The organism is Acinetobacter sp. AS23 (genome assembly GCF_023612055.1).
GTDB classification, from domain to species: domain Bacteria; phylum Pseudomonadota; class Gammaproteobacteria; order Pseudomonadales; family Moraxellaceae; genus Acinetobacter; species Acinetobacter oleivorans.
In genome coordinates, this window is record NZ_CP082274.1 from 492,566 (window position 1) to 512,408 (window position 19,843).

A 19,843-nucleotide genomic window follows, 5' to 3' on the forward strand; every position below is an offset into this window, starting at 1 on the left:
TCTACATTACGCCACGTCAGGTTCAAGATTCAAGAGCTCACCGTAAACAAAATTTAAAGTTTTAATTTCAGTAATCTCGATCTCTGCAAAACGGCCAACCCAAGTTGCATCACCAACGAAAGTGACTAGACGTGTATTGTCAGCAGTACCAATTAAAATATTAGGGTCTTGATCAGATACTTTTTCAATAAGTACACGTTCAATTTTACCTAACATGGCATCTGTTTTTTCAATACTAGACTGCTTAATGACTTTCTGAACTTGAGCTAAACGCTCTTTTTTAACTTGCTCAGGTGTGGTGTCTGGCAAGTCCGATGCAGGTGTACCTGGGCGTTTCGAATAAACAAAACTATACGAGTGATCGAAATCTAAATCTTTGATAAATTGCAATGTTTCTGCAAAATTTTCATCAGTTTCACCAGGGAAGCCAATAATAAAATCACTTGATAAATGCATGTCTGGACGAATTTTACGTAGCTTTGCAATTTTATCGATATAAACATCAATCGTGTGATTTCGCTTCATTGCCTGTAAAACGTCATTCGAACCACTTTGAACAGGTAAGTGTAAATGTGACACCATTTGAGGTAAATCTTCATAACACTGAATTAGCTCATCAGAGAACTCAAGTGGGTGCGATGTTGTATAACGTAAGCGTCCAATACCCGGAATTTCTGCAACGAGTCGTAACAATTCAGGGAAAGTACAGATGCCACCTTCGAAGGTTTCACCACGATAACCATTTACATTTTGACCAAGAAGCGAAATTTCACGGACACCTTTTTCAGCAAGGCCTGCAATTTCTGCAAGTACATCGTCTAAAGGTCGAGAAACTTCTTCACCGCGTGTATATGGAACTACACAGAAAGAACAGTATTTAGAACAGCCTTCCATAATAGAAACAAATGCTTTAAAGCCTTCTACGCGTGGTTCTGGTAAAAAGTCGAACTTTTCAATATCTGGGAAAGAAATATCAACGAGTTTGATTTTGTCTTTTTTAGGTTTTTCTACTTGAGCATTATGTTGATCAAGCATTTGTGGTAAACGGTGTAATGTTTGAGGGCCAAAAATCATGTCTACATAAGGCGCACGTTTTTGAATATTGTCGCCTTCTTGAGAGGCAACACATCCACCGACACCAATCACAAGATCTGGATTTTTGTCTTTTAGTTTGCGCCAGCGCCCTAATTCACTAAATACTTTTTCCTGTGCTTTTTCACGGATAGAACACGTATTCATGAGCAGGATGTCTGCTTCATTAGGGTTACTCGTTAAAATGTAACCGTGAGAGTCCCCTAAAAGGTCTGCCATACGGTGACTGTCATACTCATTCATCTGACACCCTTGAGTTTCAATATAAAGTTTTTTTATTGAAACATCAGTGGTGTGCGTTGGCTGGGTAACAGTGTTTTCTGAGGCAGCTTTGGCACCATTGGGAATGAAGGTTTGAACCGTCATGCAGGCTCCTAACAGATCGATCTAAAAAAGAATAAATTTGCCCAAAATGGGTCAAACCATTCATTATAGCAGTATTTGGACCGAACCGATAACAGTAAACCTTTAGAACGTGACACCGTTTTTTTTAAGTAAATTATGTGAATTTTAATGATGTTGAATCATAGAGTTACATAACACAACAAAAGAAAGCACGAAGACTAATTAAACTATGCTTTGAAGGTGAATAGTCAGGGTTTAACACATTTATGAGACCAAGTAGAAAGAGCTCATCAATCCATAGTCGTGTAATGAAAAATAAATATATGCATCGTAGCTGGTTAGGAGCTATGTGTTTACTTGGTTGTTCATTTACCTATGCTGCCGAAGAGCAGTTCAATGATGCGTTAAATGCTGCAAATAGTGGCAATACCGCTTTATTAGACCAATATCAGCTTGCTATGCAAAATGATGTATTGGGGTACTATCCAGAATATTGGAAACTCAATACCAATCTTGGCTTTCAACCTTCAGCTTCGATTGTAAGTTTTGCTCAACGTTATCCTCAATCAGCAATGGCTGAGAAATTAGCAGCCGATTATGTTGAAGAAAAAGTTAAACAAGCTGACTTCGCATCTGCACAACCTTTACTATCTTATGTCACCAATCCAGATCAAGCCGAAAACTGTGCATTGGCACAGGTGAGAGCCAAAACCGGTGATGCATTAGTTTTTGCTGAATATAAAGATGTATGGTTAGCCACCGAATCGCAACCTGAATCTTGTGTGGGTCTAGGACGCTTGATGTTATCTAGCCCATTAATGAGTCAGCAAGATAAGCAACAGCGCCTTTGGGTGCAGTTACGTTCTGGTTTAACAGGGCAGGCCCTTGCTACGGCGCAGACTTTAGGTATGAATCTGTCTTTGGCTCAGCTTAATCAAATTCAGGCTAACCCACTCAATTATTTGTGGAGTGCGCCTAAAACAAATGATACGGACTATGCTTATTTGATTTTTGCATTAGGTCGTTTGGCTAATAATGACTTACCTAATGCTTTTTCGAACGTACAACGTGTCGCTCAAGGTACACCAGAGAATATACAAAAGTATTTATATAGAACGGTCGCTTATATTGGTGGCACCACGGTCATGAAAAATAATTTCAATCGTGAAGTTCTTCAATATTTTGATGCAAGTTACGGTTACCCTCTAAGCCCTGAAGAGGCTGAAATTTATGCGCGTCAGGCAATTCGATTTGGTGCGTGGGAAAGTTTAATTCGTGCTATTGATGCTATGAGCGTGACACAAAAACAAGAAGATCGCTGGCAATATTGGCTTGCTCGTGCAACAGAACAGCGCAATGACAGTAATTCAAAAAATACTGCGCAACGTATTTATAAGAAATTAGCTGAAAGTGGCGATGACTATCACAACCTGTTAGCTAAAGATCGTTTGGGTGAACGTTATAATCACCAACCTTATGATGACCAGCCAACAGCAAGTGATTTAAGACGTTTAGATCAGAATGTTCACTTTAATCGTGCTTTTACTTTAAGACGTATTAATGCAAATCCAACTTATACCAATCGAGAATGGAACTGGGCCGTTCGACAAGCTTATCTTCAACATGATGATGGTGTGTTGTTAGCTGCTGCAAAGCGTGCTCATGATATGGGATGGTATGACCGTGCGATTTACGCAGCAGATCGTACAACAAATAAACATAATGATACGTATCGCTATGTGACCCCCCATAAGACTAATGTCGTAAGTCATAGTTACAATGCAGGAATTGATCCAGCGTGGGCTTATGGTTTAATGCGACAAGAAAGCCGATTTGTTACCTCTGCACGCTCTCACGTTGGAGCGGGTGGACTTATGCAAATTATGCCCGATACGGCAAAGTTGATTGCACGTCAAATGGGCGAAACCTATAATCCAGCGGCATTAAATGAAATGAATACCAATATTCGATATGGTACATTTTATTTGTCGATGATTCAGGGACAATTAAGCAATAATCCAGTTTTGGCAACGGCAGGTTATAATGCTGGACCTAATCGGGCAAGACGTTGGCAACCGGACTTTCAATCAATTTCGGCTGATCAATATACAGAGACAATTCCATTGTTAGAAACCAGAGACTATGTCAAGCATGTTATGACGAATGCAACACATTATGGTGTGATATTAGGGCAAGGGGCTCAATCATTATCACAACGTATGAAAGTCATTCCAATGCGTACATCGCCTTAAGTTTAGGTGGTTGATGATGGATCTTCTTTTAATTGGCATATTCAAGTTTTAATTAAATGAAATATAGATATTTGGAACTTCGTTCAATTTTGCAACTTGCATGGTGGCTTATCTGTGCAGGGGTAGGATTGATGAGTTCCGTTTTGCATGCCGAACCTGTTAATTTACAGGGATATGTTATGCACGTACAAATGACACCTGCCGCATGTGCGTTAGATCCCTCTAAACAAAAACAACGTAAATGTCTTGAAGGATATTCACTGACAATTACGGGCCTTATGCCAGAAACAAATCAGACTGATTGTTCAACAGAAAGTTCGGCAGCTCTTTCCCCATTGCAAGCCAAAGTGGTAGCTCGGGTCATGCCTGACAACAATGCGCGTGTACAGCTTTGGAAAAGTGTAGGGGGATGCGTTCCTATGAATGCAAGTCAATATTTCCGGACAGTCATTAACTTTGCTGAACGTTTAAAAATTCCAGCTAGCCTTACCAGCTCGACAAATGTTGAAATTCAACAGTCGGCCTTGAAACAGCAATTTACTCGTCTTAATCCGAGCTTGCCTCAAAATGGTATTCGTTTGACTTGTCAGTTATCACGTTCAGATGTTGTTTTAACGGAAGTGAAGGTGTGCTACACGGTAAAAGGCCAATATAAACAATGTGCAAATCATGTTGTATCGAATTGCCCTGGTGAAATCACGATTAAAGGTAGTTACTAAAGGTAACTATCATTTCTTAAAAAAATGCTGACCATACATTGAATCTATTTGTAAAGATTAATTTGTATTTTCTATCAGACTTTTGGTGAAAATGAGTCGCTTTTACATGCATCTGCCACATCTTTAGAGTACAATCTTTGCCGTTTATGATGATTTGGTTAGATGGAATTCCTATTTAGCCCGATTAAGGACACTCATTGGAGACAATTACATGAAGCAACCCGTTCGTGTTGCCGTGACTGGCGCTGCAGGTCAAATTGGTTACAGCTTATTATTCCGTATCGCAAGCGGTGAAATGTTAGGTAAAGATCAACCTGTTATTTTACAATTGCTTGAAGTTCCAGTTGAAAAAGCTCAACAAGCGCTTAAAGGCGTAATGATGGAACTTGATGACTGTGCTTTCCCTTTATTGGCTGGTATGATCGGGACTGATGATCCGAAAGTTGCATTTAAAGATGCTGACTACGCTTTATTGGTAGGTTCTCGTCCACGTGGTCCTGGTATGGAACGTGCTGACTTGTTAAAAGTTAACGGTGAAATTTTCATCGGTCAAGGTCAAGCATTAAACGAAGTTGCTAGTCGTGACGTTAAAGTATTAGTTGTAGGTAACCCTGCAAACACTAACGCTTACATCGCTATGAACTCTGCTCCAGATCTTCCAGCGAAAAACTTTACTGCTATGTTGCGTCTTGACCACAACCGTGCGTTGACTCAAGTTGCTCAAAAAGCTGGTGTTGCAGTTGCTGATATCGAACACTTAACAGTTTGGGGTAACCACTCTCCAACAATGTATGCTGACTACCGTTTTGCAACTGCAAATGGCGAAAGCTTAAAAGACAAAATCAACGATGCGGCATGGAACAAAGATGTGTTCCTTCCAACTGTTGGTAAACGTGGTGCTGCGATTATCGAAGCACGTGGTTTGTCTTCTGCTGCTTCTGCTGCTAACGCTGCAATTGACCATATGCGCGATTGGGCACTTGGCACAAACGGCAAATGGGTAACTATGGGTATTCCATCTGACGGTTCTTATGGTATTCCAGAAGGCGTTATGTTTGGTTTCCCTGTAACAACTGAGAATGGTGAATACAAAATCGTTCAAGGTTTAGAAATTGATGAATTCAGCCGTGAACGTATCAACTTCACTCTAAATGAGCTTGAAGAAGAACGTGCAGCAATTGCTGACATGTTGAAATAATTTATCTTTTTGATAAGTTAAAAAAAGCACTCTTTTTAGAGTGCTTTTTTATATTTAATCATTTGAAACAAAACACAAAAAACAACAAGAAAATATAAACATTATCATGCATATAAAAAGGTTTTATTGTTAGATTAGTTAATAGATGATTTAAAACAAGTTATAGGAGAATAACAATGTTTGAACAGCAACCTACTTTAGAGCTTTTATTTGATCAGCTGGGTTTAGATTCAGATGAAGCAAGCATCGAAAACTTTATCAAAACACATCAATTGCCTGCTGAACAGAAATTACATGAAGCCTCTTTTTGGTCAAAAGGTCAAAGTGATTTTTTAAAGAGCCATTGGGAAAAAGATGATGAATGGATTGTGGTAATTGACGAACTTAATGAACAACTACATGAAGATAGTGTGAAAAAATAAACGAATAAAACAAAGGCCTGTTTTATATTCAATATATAAAACAGGCCTAATTACATTATCTGTTTAATGTGTCTTTACTTTTAATTTATCCTTATACCATGGCTCATGACGTACAAGGTCAAATACAGGTTGGCCATGAAGCAATTCAAGATCACATGTAGACGTTGATAAATATTTAGTTAACCAATGGCGTGTCAATGCCGACTCTTGTCGAGCGGCTGACGCATAAGCCAAGAAGAAATAAATATCAGCATGTTCATGATGTGCTAATGGCTTCAAAATTTGTTGAGTAATCAACGCAAAACGTTTTTCTTTATTAAGTTCAAAATAAAGCATATACGCTTTGGCCAAGTGTAGAGACAAATTAAGATATAAGCTCAAAGGCATTTCTTCATATTCCATACGAGCTTGTTCAAGCAAAACAATCGCTTCTTGTAGAAAATGAAGTTGTTCTTGGCGAACACGACTTAATACGACAAGTTGCATGCGTAACTCGGCACGCTCCAAAGCAAGTTCAGGCGTATTTTCAGTCAAATAAAGTTGGTCTGTTTCACCAATTCGGTTCACAATTGTTTTGCTTTCAATAGACATACGCCATTACCTTCTTTAATCAATAGCTTTTATATCGGGTTCATTTACCAAATTTAAAGAGTAACCATTAAACCCAAATCGAATTTCCGCTACGAAGCCAGGCTGTGATAGAGAGTCTTTGTTGTTTTGAAGTTAATACTTCATGTAATAAATTGCTTTGAAATATTACAAGTCGATTTGGCTCTGGATTAACGATATGCCACTTCTCATTTTTATCTTGCAGTCGTAATTGACCACCCCAATCTTCTTGCCATTCTGGATGTAAATAATAAACGGTTGAGATAATGCGATCATTTTTTTGCTGAGGATTGTCTCGGTGTAAAGCATAAAACTCACCCAAACCATAACGGGCGAAATGAGCTTCCACTTCTTTAATTCCTAAATAGAATGCTTGATTTAGATTTTGTGAAAAAGAAGTTAAGGTTTCAATATGTTGCTGAGCAATAGGAAGTTGATCATTAATCCAGAGAATATGATCGCTACGGATATTACTCATCACGCCGTTTTGAATACCAGCTTCTCTAAATTCATCAATATGATGGCTACACTCGTTAGCGACTTGAGCGCGATATTGATCCGAATAGGCTTGATTAATAATCGCAAAGCCATGCGTATTTAAATCATCTAGAATTTGATCCAGATCCCATGAGTCCGGAAGCGGGTGAGAGAGCATATAACCTCGAGTAGATCGTAAAAATATCAAGCCGCTCTATTTTAGATGATCACAACCTTACGAAAGAATATTTTTTTCATGTTAAACTATTTGTTGAATTGAGGAATTAAAGTCAACATGAATTACCGTCACCATTTCCATGCGGGCAACTTTGCAGATGTTATGAAGCATGTGCTTTTGCTACAGCTTCTCAACCGTTTAAATGCTAAAGATAAACCTTATCGTTATATCGATACGCATGGAGGTGCAGGAAAATATGATTTATCTCTGGCGCCTGCACAAAAGTCTGGAGAGTTTCTTACAGGCATTCACCGTCTAGTTCAAATATCTGAAATGGAAAAGCGTCAGGCACCTGAAGCAATCCAACAATATTTGAAGTTGGTAGAACAGCTACGTTCTGAAGAAGGCAAAGGTAGTTATCCAGGTTCACCATGGTTTGCTTTACAAGGCATGCGTGAAATTGATAAAGCAACAATTTTTGAAATGCAACGTGATGTCTTTCAACAATTGCGACACAACATTTATGATAAACGTGCAGGTTTACATGAGCGTGATGCCTATGAAGGGTTGCTCGGCGTAATTCCGCCAAAAGAAAAACGTGGTTTGGTCATGATTGACCCACCTTACGAATTAGAACGTAAAGATTTTCCGCAATTAGTTGAACTGTTACAACAAGCTTATAAGAAATGGCCAACAGGCGTTTTTGCAGTTTGGTATCCAATTAAAGACCGAGCGATGATTGAACGTTTTGAAAAGAAAATGTTTAAAACAGGAATTCGCCGTCAGTTGGTCTGCGAAATTTGTGTATGGCCAGATGACACACCTGTAGGTTTAAATGGTTGTGGTCTATTAGTGATTAACCCACCTTGGCAGTTCTCTGAACAAGCTGACCAGGCTCTACAGTGGTTATTCCCGCATCTACGCATGCAAGAAACTGGTGGTCACGCTGCTGTTCGCTGGTTAGTAGGTGAGTAACAGTTAACTTAAATCAATGCACATGTTTGGAATAGAAAATAATGACAAATGCGCCTAAACCAGAGCAAGATTTAACTCATAATGAACATTCATTTGATGGGATTACATTCGAAGTGGTTGAAGAAGAGGATAATCCGGAAGGACAAAAAGTGAAGCGCCGAGGTATTTATCTTTGGCCTAACTTAATTACGACAGCCGCTTTGTTGTCTGGTTTCTATTCCATCATTGCAAGTATGAATGGGGATTTTACCCAAGCTATTTATGCCATTTTTATAGCAGCGCTTCTAGATGGTCTAGATGGCCGAGTTGCTCGCGCGATTGGTGCACAAAGTGCTTTTGGCGAGCAATATGATTCTCTTTCTGATTTATTAGCTTTTGGTGTGGCTCCGGCAATGCTGATGTATAGCTGGAGTTTGCATGATTTAGGCCGTATCGGGTTAGCATGTTGTTTTGTTTATACAGCATGTGCAGCTTTCCGTTTAGCACGTTTCAATGTACAAATTGGTGTTGTTGATAAGCGCTATTTTATTGGGATTGCAAGTCCACTCGCTGCCATTATCATTATTTCCCTTGTGTGGGTTGCTCGCGATTATCCTTTTATTTTTGATTTACGTGATATAGCGATTAAATCCATTAATGCTGTAATTATGGTTGTTGTGGGGTTGCTCATGATTTCCAATATTAAGTATTACTCTTTCAAACAAATGGACCGTAAACGCGTTCCCTTTGTAGTTATGTTGCCAGTAGTACTGATTTTTGCAGCAATCACTTATAATATTCCAATGGGCATTTTGACTGTTTCAATTCTCTATGCTCTTTCTGGTTTTGTTACGACACTATTTGCACGTAAGAGTAACGAAACAATAAAAACATAAAATAGAAGAGGTTCAGTATGCCTAAGTTGATAAGTCAAATTAATCAATTACAGCAGCTGGGCCTGAATGCTAAAGAGGGGGTTGTATATCAGCCTTCTCGCGGCTTTTTTAAAATAGTTTATCAAGGCTTAATTCTTCCAAATCTTCCTGCTCCACTGCGTTACTTTAATTACATTAGTCTAGTTGGGCAGCCACGAATTCCTCTTTGCTATAACGCTCACACCATTACGACTTCGGCAATTGATACTGCAACTGTGCTTGTAAGTAATAGCCAACATAGTGTGGGACATTTAAAAACTTATTCTATTCGGCGGCAGTGCCAGTTTGACTCAGAACAATACAAGTTTGATAAAACAGACTTGATTGAGTGGAAAATCCCAAAGATCCATCTTCAGAGATTAGACCTAGAAATGGGTTGTAATCTTATTATTCATATTTCAGAAAATATCTCCAATAATTCTGCATTGCAGTGGGGTGTTTCTGACTATTGGTCAACACTATGTTTATGTGAAGGTGAAGTTTTTTATAAAGGGCAAAAGTATCAAGTTGAAGGGTTGGGACGATTTAAACACGCAAGAGCCCTACATTTACCATTCTTATCTTTATGTTTCTACACATGCCAAATTATCAATTTAAATGAAACGACTCAGCTTGCATTTTCACAAATAAGAAATCAGTGGAATATCATCTTATGTTCAAGATTAGATATTCAAGAATTTGGGAAGCCTGTTGAGAGCTTTACTGAAGATGTAAATTTACATATCCATCGCGTTTATCCAAAAGTTAGAACACCGAACGGTAAAGAGATGTATTTACCCAGAGAATTTTCTTGGCAGTGTAAAAAAAATGGAAAAATTATTTTTGAACTCTATGCACAAAGCCGTGGTGACTACAAGTTTGGATTAGCTGCTGGATATGTAGGAAGCTTTCAATACCAATTAAGTTGGAATGAACAATGTCTGCAAGGTGAGGGTGGATATTGTGAATATATTGATTGTCGCCCACTTAGGTGGCAGGAAAAGAATCAAGACGAGAAAATTTTAGATAAATTGATGCTTTTACAGCCATGTTTATATAAAAAATGATTATTTTTAGCATTTTTGGTTAAAAAGAGAACTGTCATTTCACAAATATCAAAAAAGGTATTGCAAAGGGATGTTAATGGTCTATAATGCACATCCATCGGCGGTGATGCAGATAAGAACTTGTTGAAAAACAGTTACTTGGAATTAGATTGGTTACTTTAAGTGATGAATTTGATGAGAAGTTGGTTTTGAGATTAAGTTTTAAAAATATCGAAATTACCTGTTGACTTTTAAGAGATTAAGAGTAATATAGCCGACCTAGCTTGCTGGTGACGAACCAGGAAGAAGATCATTAAGAGAATTGAAGAACAACTTGTGTGGATTTTTACTGATTGATTGATCGAAATATTATCATTGATTGATTGGTTTAAATTACTCGAAGTTTATTTGAGCGAAATTTAAGTCAGAAAATTGATGAGCCAGAATTGGCACCTTGTCTTTAATAAGGTGCAAAATGATTTTTAACTGAAGAGTTTGATCATGGCTCAGATTGAACGCTGGCGGCAGGCTTAACACATGCAAGTCGAGCGGGGTGATGGTGCTTGCACTATCACTTAGCGGCGGACGGGTGAGTAATGCTTAGGAATCTGCCTATTAGTGGGGGACAACATTTCGAAAGGAATGCTAATACCGCATACGTCCTACGGGAGAAAGCAGGGGATCTTCGGACCTTGCGCTAATAGATGAGCCTAAGTCGGATTAGCTAGTTGGTGGGGTAAAGGCCTACCAAGGCGACGATCTGTAGCGGGTCTGAGAGGATGATCCGCCACACTGGGACTGAGACACGGCCCAGACTCCTACGGGAGGCAGCAGTGGGGAATATTGGACAATGGGCGGAAGCCTGATCCAGCCATGCCGCGTGTGTGAAGAAGGCCTTATGGTTGTAAAGCACTTTAAGCGAGGAGGAGGCTACTCTAGTTAATACCTAGGGATAGTGGACGTTACTCGCAGAATAAGCACCGGCTAACTCTGTGCCAGCAGCCGCGGTAATACAGAGGGTGCAAGCGTTAATCGGATTTACTGGGCGTAAAGCGCGCGTAGGCGGCTAATTAAGTCAAATGTGAAATCCCCGAGCTTAACTTGGGAATTGCATTCGATACTGGTTAGCTAGAGTGTGGGAGAGGATGGTAGAATTCCAGGTGTAGCGGTGAAATGCGTAGAGATCTGGAGGAATACCGATGGCGAAGGCAGCCATCTGGCCTAACACTGACGCTGAGGTGCGAAAGCATGGGGAGCAAACAGGATTAGATACCCTGGTAGTCCATGCCGTAAACGATGTCTACTAGCCGTTGGGGCCTTTGAGGCTTTAGTGGCGCAGCTAACGCGATAAGTAGACCGCCTGGGGAGTACGGTCGCAAGACTAAAACTCAAATGAATTGACGGGGGCCCGCACAAGCGGTGGAGCATGTGGTTTAATTCGATGCAACGCGAAGAACCTTACCTGGCCTTGACATAGTAAGAACTTTCCAGAGATGGATTGGTGCCTTCGGGAACTTACATACAGGTGCTGCATGGCTGTCGTCAGCTCGTGTCGTGAGATGTTGGGTTAAGTCCCGCAACGAGCGCAACCCTTTTCCTTATTTGCCAGCGAGTAATGTCGGGAACTTTAAGGATACTGCCAGTGACAAACTGGAGGAAGGCGGGGACGACGTCAAGTCATCATGGCCCTTACGGCCAGGGCTACACACGTGCTACAATGGTCGGTACAAAGGGTTGCTACCTAGCGATAGGATGCTAATCTCAAAAAGCCGATCGTAGTCCGGATTGGAGTCTGCAACTCGACTCCATGAAGTCGGAATCGCTAGTAATCGCGGATCAGAATGCCGCGGTGAATACGTTCCCGGGCCTTGTACACACCGCCCGTCACACCATGGGAGTTTGTTGCACCAGAAGTAGCTAGCCTAACTGCAAAGAGGGCGGTTACCACGGTGTGGCCGATGACTGGGGTGAAGTCGTAACAAGGTAGCCGTAGGGGAACCTGCGGCTGGATCACCTCCTTAACGAAAGATTGACGATTGGTAAGAATCCACAACAAGTTGTTCTTCATAGATGTATCTGAGGGTCTGTAGCTCAGTTGGTTAGAGCACACGCTTGATAAGCGTGGGGTCACAAGTTCAAGTCTTGTCAGACCCACCATGACTTTGACTGGTTGAAGTTATAGATAAAAGATACATGACTGATGATGTAAGCTGGGGACTTAGCTTAGTTGGTAGAGCGCCTGCTTTGCACGCAGGAGGTCAGGAGTTCGACTCTCCTAGTCTCCACCAGAACTTAAGAGAAGTTCGGATTACAGAAATTAGTAAATAGAGATTTAGATCTTGGTTTATTAACTTCTGTGATTTAAGTATCACGGTATTAAGCATGACCTGACGAAGGCGTGTTTATTCATTAACAGATTGGCAAAATTGAGTCTGAAATAAATTGTTCACTCAAGAGTTTAGATTAAGCAATTAATCTAGATGAATTGAGAACTAGCAAATTAACTGAATCAAGCGTTTTGGTATATGAATTTAGATTGAAGCTGTACAGTGTTTAAGTACACGGACAACAGATAGTAGCGATGAAGAATCGCACGGACAACACTCACTTGTAAGTGTTGACGACTGTTTGGGGTTGTATAGTCAAGTAATTAAGTGCATGTGGTGGATGCCTTGGCAGTCAGAGGCGATGAAAGACGTAATAGCCTGCGATAAGCTCCGGGGAGGCGGCAAATATCCTTTGATCCGGAGATTTCTGAATGGGGGAACCCACCTACTTTAAGGTAGGTATTGCAACATGAATACATAGTGTTGCAAGGCGAACGAGGGGAAGTGAAACATCTCAGTACCCTTAGGAAAAGAAATCAATTGAGATTCCCTTAGTAGCGGCGAGCGAACGGGGATCAGCCCATTAAGTTATGTGTGTTTTAGTGGAACGCTCTGGGAAGTGCGAACGTAGAGGGTGATATTCCCGTACACGAAAGGGCACACATAATGATGACGAGTAGGGCGAGGCACGTGAAACCTTGTCTGAATATGGGGGGACCATCCTCCAAGGCTAAATACTCCTGACTGACCGATAGTGAACCAGTACCGTGAGGGAAAGGCGAAAAGAACCCCTGTGAGGGGAGTGAAATAGATCCTGAAACCGCATGCATACAAGCAGTGGGAGCCGACTTGTTCGGTGACTGCGTACCTTTTGTATAATGGGTCAGCGACTTATATTCAGTAGCGAGGTTAACCGTATAGGGGAGCCGTAGAGAAATCGAGTCTTAATAGGGCGTTTAGTTGCTGGGTATAGACCCGAAACCAGGCGATCTATCCATGAGCAGGTTGAAGGTTGGGTAACACTAACTGGAGGACCGAACCCACTGTCGTTGAAAAGCCAGGGGATGACTTGTGGATAGGGGTGAAAGGCTAATCAAGCCTGGTGATAGCTGGTTCTCCCCGAAAGCTATTTAGGTAGCGCCTCGGACGAATACCATAGGGGGTAGAGCACTGTTTCGGCTAGGGGGTCATCCCGACTTACCAAACCGATGCAAACTCCGAATACCTATGAGTACTATCCGGGAGACAGACTGCGGGTGCTAACGTCCGTAGTCAAGAGGAAAACAATCCAGACCGCCAGCTAAGGCCCCAAAATCATAGTTAAGTGGGAAACGATGTGGGAAGGCATAGACAGCTAGGAGGTTGGCTTAGAAGCAGCCACCCTTTAAAGAAAGCGTAATAGCTCACTAGTCGAGTCGGCCTGCGCGGAAGATGTAACGGGGCTAAAACTATGTGCCGAAGCTGCGGATTTGACTTTTAGTCAAGTGGTAGGGGAGCGTTCTGTAAGCCGATGAAGGTGTATTGAGAAGTATGCTGGAGGTATCAGAAGTGCGAATGCTGACGTGAGTAACGACAAAACGGGTGAAAAACCCGTTCGCCGAAAGACCAAGGGTTCCAGTCCAACGTTAATCGGGGCTGGGTGAGTCGACCCCTAAGGCGAGGCCGAAAGGCGTAGTCGATGGGAAATTGGTTAATATTCCAATACTTCTGTGTAATGCGATGAGAGGACGGAGAAGGTTAAGTCAGCCTGGCGTTGGTTGTCCAGGTGGAAGGAAGTAGGCATGCATCTTAGGCAAATCCGGGGTGCTCTATGCTGAGATCTGATAGCAAGCTGTACTTGTACAGCGAAGTGGCTGATACCATGCTTCCAGGAAAAGTCTCTAAGCTTCAGTTACACAGGAATCGTACCCGAAACCGACACAGGTGGTCAGGTCGAGTAGACCAAGGCGCTTGAGAGAACTCTGCTGAAGGAACTAGGCAAAATGGTACCGTAACTTCGGGAGAAGGTACGCTGCTGACGGTGATGACCCTTGCGGTCTGAGCTATTGGCAGCCACAGAAACCAGGCCGCTGCAACTGTTTATTAAAAACATAGCACTCTGCAAACACGAAAGTGGACGTATAGGGTGTGATGCCTGCCCGGTGCTGGAAGGTTAATTGATGGGGTTAGCGTAAGCGAAGCTCTTGATCGAAGCCCCAGTAAACGGCGGCCGTAACTATAACGGTCCTAAGGTAGCGAAATTCCTTGTCGGGTAAGTTCCGACCTGCACGAATGGCATAATGATGGCGGCGCTGTCTCCAGCAGAGGCTCAGTGAAATCGAAATCGCTGTGAAGATGCAGTGTACCCGCGGCTAGACGGAAAGACCCCGTGAACCTTTACTGCAGCTTGACATTGAACTTTGACCTTACTTGTGTAGGATAGGTGGGAGGCTTTGAAGTTGGAACGCTAGTTCCAATGGAGCCGTCCTTGAAATACCACCCTGGTAATGTTGAGGTTCTAACTCTGCCCCGTAATCCGGGGCGAGGACCATGTCTGGTGGGTAGTTTGACTGGGGCGGTCTCCTCCTAAAGAGTAACGGAGGAGTACGAAGGTGCGCTCAGCGTGGTCGGAAATCACGCGTAGAGTATAAAGGCAAAAGCGCGCTTAACTGCGAGACCCACAAGTCGAGCAGGTACGAAAGTAGGTCTTAGTGATCCGGTGGTTCTGTATGGAAGGGCCATCGCTCAACGGATAAAAGGTACTCTGGGGATAACAGGCTGATACCGCCCAAGAGTTCATATCGACGGCGGTGTTTGGCACCTCGATGTCGGCTCATCTCATCCTGGGGCTGAAGCAGGTCCCAAGGGTATGGCTGTTCGCCATTTAAAGAGGTACGCGAGCTGGGTTTAGAACGTCGTGAGACAGTTCGGTCCCTATCTACCGTGGGCGCTGGAAATTTGAGAGGATCTGCTCCTAGTACGAGAGGACCAGAGTGGACGAACCTCTGGTGTACCGGTTGTGACGCCAGTCGCATCGCCGGGTAGCTATGTTCGGAAGGGATAACCGCTGAAAGCATCTAAGCGGGAAGCCTACCTCAAGATAAGATTTCCCTAGGACTTTATGTCCTCTAAAGAGCCGTTCGAGACTAGGACGTTGATAGGTTGGATGTGGAAGCATAGTGATATGTGAAGCTGACCAATACTAATTGCTCGTGAGGCTTGACTATACAACACCCAAGCAGTTGTATATAAAGCATCAATCGATTCATTAATATGCAAAGCAACTTGATTTAGTTATACGCTTAGCTAAAATGAACAAATAAAGTAAGATTCAATCAGCCCATCTGTAAAGATTTGGAAAACGCATCGGCACATTAAGACCAATGCAAGTATCCATACCAGTTGTGCTGGCGACCATAGCAAGAGTGAACCACCTGATCCCTTCCCGAACTCAGAAGTGAAACCTCTTAGCGCTGATGGTAGTGTGGGGTTTCCCATGTGAGAGTAAGTCATCGCCAGCTCATTATTCTAACACCCCGGTCTCGAAAGAAACCGGGGTGTTTCTTTATGCATGAATTGAATCAGATTGTTTAATTTAGATGCAATAAGACCCATAAAAAAGGACTCTATATGAGTCCTTTTTATATAAAGAAATTTCGAGCCCGTTCTAAGTTAGAAATGGCTGCAAGACCGACATCTTCTAAATCAATATTAAGTAGCTCGATTACATTTTTATATGGAAACTTATTCTTTAAACTGGAAAAGTAAATAGGATGAAAATTATAAAGAGTAAGAACAATGAAATATCAAGGAAGTTGTCATTGTGGTCAGGTAAAGTTTGTCGCAGAAGGTGAGCTAACAGAAGCCTTATCTTGTAATTGCTCGATCTGCCAAAAGAAAGGGTCTTTACTTTGGTTCCTACCCACTAATCAAGTTACAGTTACTTTAAATTCTCCTGATATTTTAGCGAATTACACTTTTAACAAGCATGTGATTAATCATCATTTCTGTAAAAATTGCGGTATTCATCCCTATGCTCAAGGTATAGATCCCCAAGGTAATTCTATATTGGCGATTAATGTTCGATGTATAGATGACATTGACTTAGATAAAATAAAAATAAATTATTTTGATGGACGTTCAGTTTAATAATTATAAGGATTTATTCAATGACAACTAAAAAACAATTAACTCCAACACAATTAGATTCACTGCTTGAACTATTAAAGAAGAGATTTGAAAAGAACACACATCGCCATAAAGAAATTGATTGGACAAATGTCCGAGCTAAATTATTAGAATCGCCTGAAAAATTATGGTCATTGCAAGAAATGGAAAATACTGGAGGAGAGCCTGACGTTGTCTCTTCTGATCAACAGAAGGATGAATATTTATTTGTCGATTGCTCTCCTGAGAGTCCAAAAGGCCGTAGAAGTCTTTGTTATGATCGAGAGGCTTTGGAGGCTAGAAAAGATCATCCTCCAAAAAATAGTGCAATCGATGTGGCTAAAGAAATGGGAGCTGAGCTTCTCACAGAAGAGCAGTACCATGAATTGCAAAAGTTAGGGGAATTTGATCTTAAAACATCAAGTTGGCTCAAAACCCCAGATGCGATTCGGCGGTTAGATGGAGCTATTTTTGCTGACCGACGTTATGGTCGGGTATTCATTTATCATAATGGAGCACAGTCTTATTATGCTGTTCGTGGTTTTCGTTGCTGCTTAAGAGTATAGGCGTTGTACATAAATAAAAATAATTCTGTTTGATGTTTTATGCCAAGAAAATGGAGATTCTTGCAACTTTTGATTGACTGTAAACATGACAAGATATGTTTAGGAATTAAATAAAAACATAAGGACATTTTTAAACATGCAACTCAACCCAATTTACTATAATGAACAACACATTGCTTTTGCTGATAATGTTCGCCGATTTGTACAAAAAGAAATGGCACCTTTTGTGAATGAATGGGATGAGGCTGAGACATTTCCTAGAGAGCTTTATAGAAAGGCTGCTGAAATTGGCCTATTAGGGCTAGGTTTTTCTGAAGAATATGGTGGTATTCCTGATGCAGATCCGTTCTATTCATTACTGGCTGGTATTGAAATGGCAAAGGCGGGTTCTGGGGGGGTACATACCTCACTTATGGTGCACACAATTGGCGCCCCTCCCATTCAGCACTTTGGAAGTGAGGAGTTAAAGGCTAGAGTCCTGCCAGGTATTATTTCCGGTGAAAAAATTTCTGCTTTAGCTATTACAGAACCTAGTGGTGGCTCGGATGTCGCTGCATTACAGGCTAAAGCTGTTCGTGATGGTGATTACTATATTGTCTCGGGTGAGAAAACGTTTATCACATCGGGAATTCGTGCAGATTACTATACAGTTGCAGTGCGTACAGACCCAACTAAAACAGGTGCAGAAGGTATTTCAATGTTGCTCGTTGATGCGCACAATGAAGGAATTACTAAAACACCTTTAAAGAAAATGGGATGGTGGGCTTCTGATACAGCTCATTTGCATTTTGATCAAGTACGAGTACCTACATCAAATTTACTTGGCAAAGAAAATGCCGGTTTTAAAGTTATTATGAATAACTTTAATATGGAGCGGTTCTTCTTGGGAGTAGTGGCTTATGGGTATGCATTAGTCTGTTACGAAGAAGCTTTAGAGTGGGCGCAACAACGGAAAACTTTTGGTAAGCGATTAATTGATCATCAAGTGGTTCGTCATAAATTGGTAGATATGGCAACACAATTGACCTCAACACGGGCATTGCTTGAAGAAACTGCATGGAAAATGACTCAGCCGAAGTTACAAGGACCTGAGTTAGTAGCTCAAATTTCGATGCTGAAAAATGTTGCGACTCGCGCTATGCAATTTTGTGCTGATGCAGCTGTGCAAACATTAGGTGGCATGGGCTTTATGCGAGGTACCAAGTCGGAACGTATTTACCGTGAGGTGAAGGTCAATATGATTGGTGGCGGTGCTGAAGAAATTATGAAAGATTTGATTAGTAAGCAGTTAGGTTATTAATTTTAGAGTAGGTTTTGCTTGTATAAACCATCTCATTCAGAGTTTACTGAGATGGTTCTATCCATTTCTCATTTAAAATTGCCCAACGTTCATGATCTTTCCATGTTTTTCCTCCAATTCGAAGATATTGCCGAGAAAAACCTTCTTTAATGAAACCAGCGTGGGCCACTAATTGAATAGAGGCAATATTGTCAGGTTGTATATTCGCTTCTAACCTATGTAAATTTAAATTTTTGAATGCTTCATTGAGTAATAATTTGAGGCCTTGCGTCATATAGCCATGACCTTGATAGGGATGAAATGCTTCATAACCTAAATAGGCTGAATGAAAGTGACCGCGTATAATATTTGAAATATTAAATGTTCCAGCAATTGAATGGCTATGGATTAAGCAGACAAAATAGCGATGCTCTTGTTCTAAATATGTTTGAAAGTCAGCTGGTGGATATGTCCACGGTTGATGTAATTGAACACTACGTGCATAAGCTTCTTTAATTTCTGCAAGGTCATTTTTCTTGGGTTTACGTAAATAGACTAGACTCATTTTAATGTCATCTCCCAGACCATTTCGGTTAACTCATCAATTTTGACTTTACCCTCAGCTTTATACCAAGTTACGGTCCACGAAATTGCACCCCCAACTAATCTTCGCCAAATAAAGGCATCATGCTTTATCTTGTCTTGAATACGTAATTTTTCAATCACATCTAACCAGATTTGCTCATATTCATTACGCATTTTTAAAAGATAATCTTGTTTTTCTTTTGATAGGGCAAACCACTCATAAACCAAAACAGCCATTGCTGCACCTGTATCTCCAGTAATTGAAATGAGTTCAGATTTAATAAGAGCACGGAGTTGTTGTTCTGGATCGGTAGATTGAGCTGCCGCATCTTGTAAACGAGCAAGATTGTAAATAATGGTTTCCTCCATCACGTGAGCGAGGATGTCATCTTTACTTTTAAAGTGGTGGAATAAGCTTCCCGACTGGATTCCAATAAATTGAGCAAGTTCGCGTACGGTGGTTTTATCATAGCCTTGCTTGTGAAATAAATAGGCCGCCCCTCGTAATAAACGACCACGTGGGCTATCGTCAAAGCAAGAGATATTTGGAATCTGTTCAATTGAAGTAGCAATCATGCGAAAGCCGAATCCTTTATATAAAAAATACTTAACAGAAAAGTTTGCCAAATCTCATCATGTTTTAGCTGAGCTGTCGAGTTTGGCAGTTTTGGTCAATTTCACAATAACATTTTGCTCTTTACAAACCAAGCGCTTGCTTGGTAATGTTGAGTGTA

The 19,843-nt window shown here is 41.2% G+C and carries 14 protein-coding genes, 2 tRNA genes, 3 rRNA genes and 1 pseudogene; 15 read left to right on the forward strand and 5 right to left on the reverse strand.

The window, feature by feature from the left end:
- Nucleotides 1–6: 6 nt before the first annotated feature.
- Nucleotides 7–1,458 (reverse strand): tRNA (N6-isopentenyl adenosine(37)-C2)-methylthiotransferase MiaB, encoded by a 1,452-nt coding sequence (gene miaB / locus K6I41_RS02415; RefSeq protein WP_005301343.1) that lies wholly within the window; start codon nt 1,456–1,458, stop codon nt 7–9.
- Between the two features lie 287 nt (nt 1,459–1,745).
- Here miaB and K6I41_RS02420 point away from each other — a divergent pair, with 287 nt between their 5' ends.
- The 4 genes from K6I41_RS02420 to K6I41_RS02435 all read left to right on the forward strand — a co-directional run bounded on the left by K6I41_RS02420 (nt 1,746) and on the right by K6I41_RS02435 (nt 6,028).
- On the forward strand, nt 1,746–3,689 hold the full coding sequence (locus K6I41_RS02420) for a lytic transglycosylase domain-containing protein (RefSeq protein ID WP_107882056.1): 1,944 nt from the start codon (nt 1,746–1,748) through the stop codon (nt 3,687–3,689).
- Between the two features lie 56 nt (nt 3,690–3,745).
- Entirely contained in the window at nt 3,746–4,408 is a 663-nt protein-coding gene (locus tag K6I41_RS02425) for a ribonuclease T2 family protein (protein WP_004789563.1), read from the forward strand.
- A gap of 211 nt (nt 4,409–4,619) precedes the next feature.
- On the forward strand, nt 4,620–5,606 hold the full coding sequence (locus K6I41_RS02430; protein ID WP_003653591.1) for a malate dehydrogenase: 987 nt from the start codon (nt 4,620–4,622) through the stop codon (nt 5,604–5,606).
- Between the two features lie 176 nt (nt 5,607–5,782).
- Nucleotides 5,783–6,028 carry a DUF2789 family protein gene (locus K6I41_RS02435; protein ID WP_002119522.1) on the forward strand — a complete coding sequence of 82 codons (246 nt, stop codon included), beginning with the start codon at nt 5,783–5,785 and terminating at the stop codon, nt 6,026–6,028.
- 63 nt (nt 6,029–6,091) lie between these two features.
- Here the strand turns inward: K6I41_RS02435 and K6I41_RS02440 are convergent, their stop codons facing one another.
- A complete protein-coding gene (locus tag K6I41_RS02440) occupies nt 6,092–6,619 on the reverse strand; it encodes a hypothetical protein (RefSeq protein WP_002119538.1) in 528 nt (175 codons plus the stop codon).
- Between the two features lie 67 nt (nt 6,620–6,686).
- The gene (locus K6I41_RS02445) at nt 6,687–7,292 is read right to left on the reverse strand and encodes a 2OG-Fe(II) oxygenase (RefSeq protein ID WP_004789561.1); all 606 of its coding nucleotides are present in this window, start codon (nt 7,290–7,292) and stop codon (nt 6,687–6,689) included.
- A gap of 117 nt (nt 7,293–7,409) precedes the next feature.
- Here K6I41_RS02445 and K6I41_RS02450 point away from each other — a divergent pair, with 117 nt between their 5' ends.
- The 11 genes and pseudogenes from K6I41_RS02450 to K6I41_RS02500 all read left to right on the forward strand — a co-directional run bounded on the left by K6I41_RS02450 (nt 7,410) and on the right by K6I41_RS02500 (nt 18,545).
- Nucleotides 7,410–8,267: a 23S rRNA (adenine(2030)-N(6))-methyltransferase RlmJ gene (locus tag K6I41_RS02450; RefSeq protein ID WP_151827248.1), complete on the forward strand. Its 858-nt coding sequence runs from the start codon at nt 7,410–7,412 to the stop codon at nt 8,265–8,267.
- 41 nt (nt 8,268–8,308) lie between these two features.
- Nucleotides 8,309–9,142, forward strand: coding sequence for a CDP-diacylglycerol--serine O-phosphatidyltransferase (gene pssA / locus K6I41_RS02455; RefSeq protein ID WP_004789558.1), 834 nt, complete (start codon nt 8,309–8,311; stop codon nt 9,140–9,142).
- Between the two features lie 17 nt (nt 9,143–9,159).
- Nucleotides 9,160–10,237: pseudogene (locus tag K6I41_RS02460) on the forward strand (DUF6670 family protein).
- A 452-nt stretch (nt 10,238–10,689) separates the two neighbouring features.
- Nucleotides 10,690–12,227: ribosomal RNA gene (locus tag K6I41_RS02465) — 16S ribosomal RNA — on the forward strand.
- 59 nt (nt 12,228–12,286) lie between these two features.
- A tRNA-Ile gene (locus K6I41_RS02470) sits at nt 12,287–12,363 on the forward strand.
- A 55-nt stretch (nt 12,364–12,418) separates the two neighbouring features.
- Nucleotides 12,419–12,494, forward strand: a tRNA-Ala gene (locus tag K6I41_RS02475).
- Nucleotides 12,495–12,846: 352 nt separating this feature from the next.
- Nucleotides 12,847–15,739: ribosomal RNA gene (locus K6I41_RS02480) — 23S ribosomal RNA — on the forward strand.
- 179 nt (nt 15,740–15,918) lie between these two features.
- Nucleotides 15,919–16,033, forward strand: a 5S ribosomal RNA gene (gene rrf, locus K6I41_RS02485).
- The 16S, 23S and 5S rRNA genes sit together here with 2 tRNA genes alongside, the layout of an rRNA operon.
- Before the next feature lie 277 nt (nt 16,034–16,310).
- Nucleotides 16,311–16,661 (forward strand): GFA family protein, encoded by a 351-nt coding sequence (locus K6I41_RS02490; protein WP_151989499.1) that lies wholly within the window; start codon nt 16,311–16,313, stop codon nt 16,659–16,661.
- Between the two features lie 20 nt (nt 16,662–16,681).
- Entirely contained in the window at nt 16,682–17,245 is a 564-nt protein-coding gene (locus K6I41_RS02495; protein ID WP_250375136.1) for a DUF4256 domain-containing protein, read from the forward strand.
- A gap of 136 nt (nt 17,246–17,381) precedes the next feature.
- Nucleotides 17,382–18,545 (forward strand): acyl-CoA dehydrogenase family protein, encoded by a 1,164-nt coding sequence (locus K6I41_RS02500; RefSeq protein ID WP_250375137.1) that lies wholly within the window; start codon nt 17,382–17,384, stop codon nt 18,543–18,545.
- A 43-nt stretch (nt 18,546–18,588) separates the two neighbouring features.
- Here the strand turns inward: K6I41_RS02500 and K6I41_RS02505 are convergent, their stop codons facing one another.
- On the reverse strand, nt 18,589–19,089 hold the full coding sequence (locus K6I41_RS02505; RefSeq protein WP_250375138.1) for a GNAT family N-acetyltransferase: 501 nt from the start codon (nt 19,087–19,089) through the stop codon (nt 18,589–18,591).
- On the reverse strand, nt 19,086–19,685 hold the full coding sequence (locus tag K6I41_RS02510; RefSeq protein WP_250375139.1) for a TetR/AcrR family transcriptional regulator: 600 nt from the start codon (nt 19,683–19,685) through the stop codon (nt 19,086–19,088). Before K6I41_RS02510 ends, K6I41_RS02505 begins: the two co-directional genes overlap by 4 nt.
- Nucleotides 19,686–19,843: the final 158 nt, after the last annotated feature.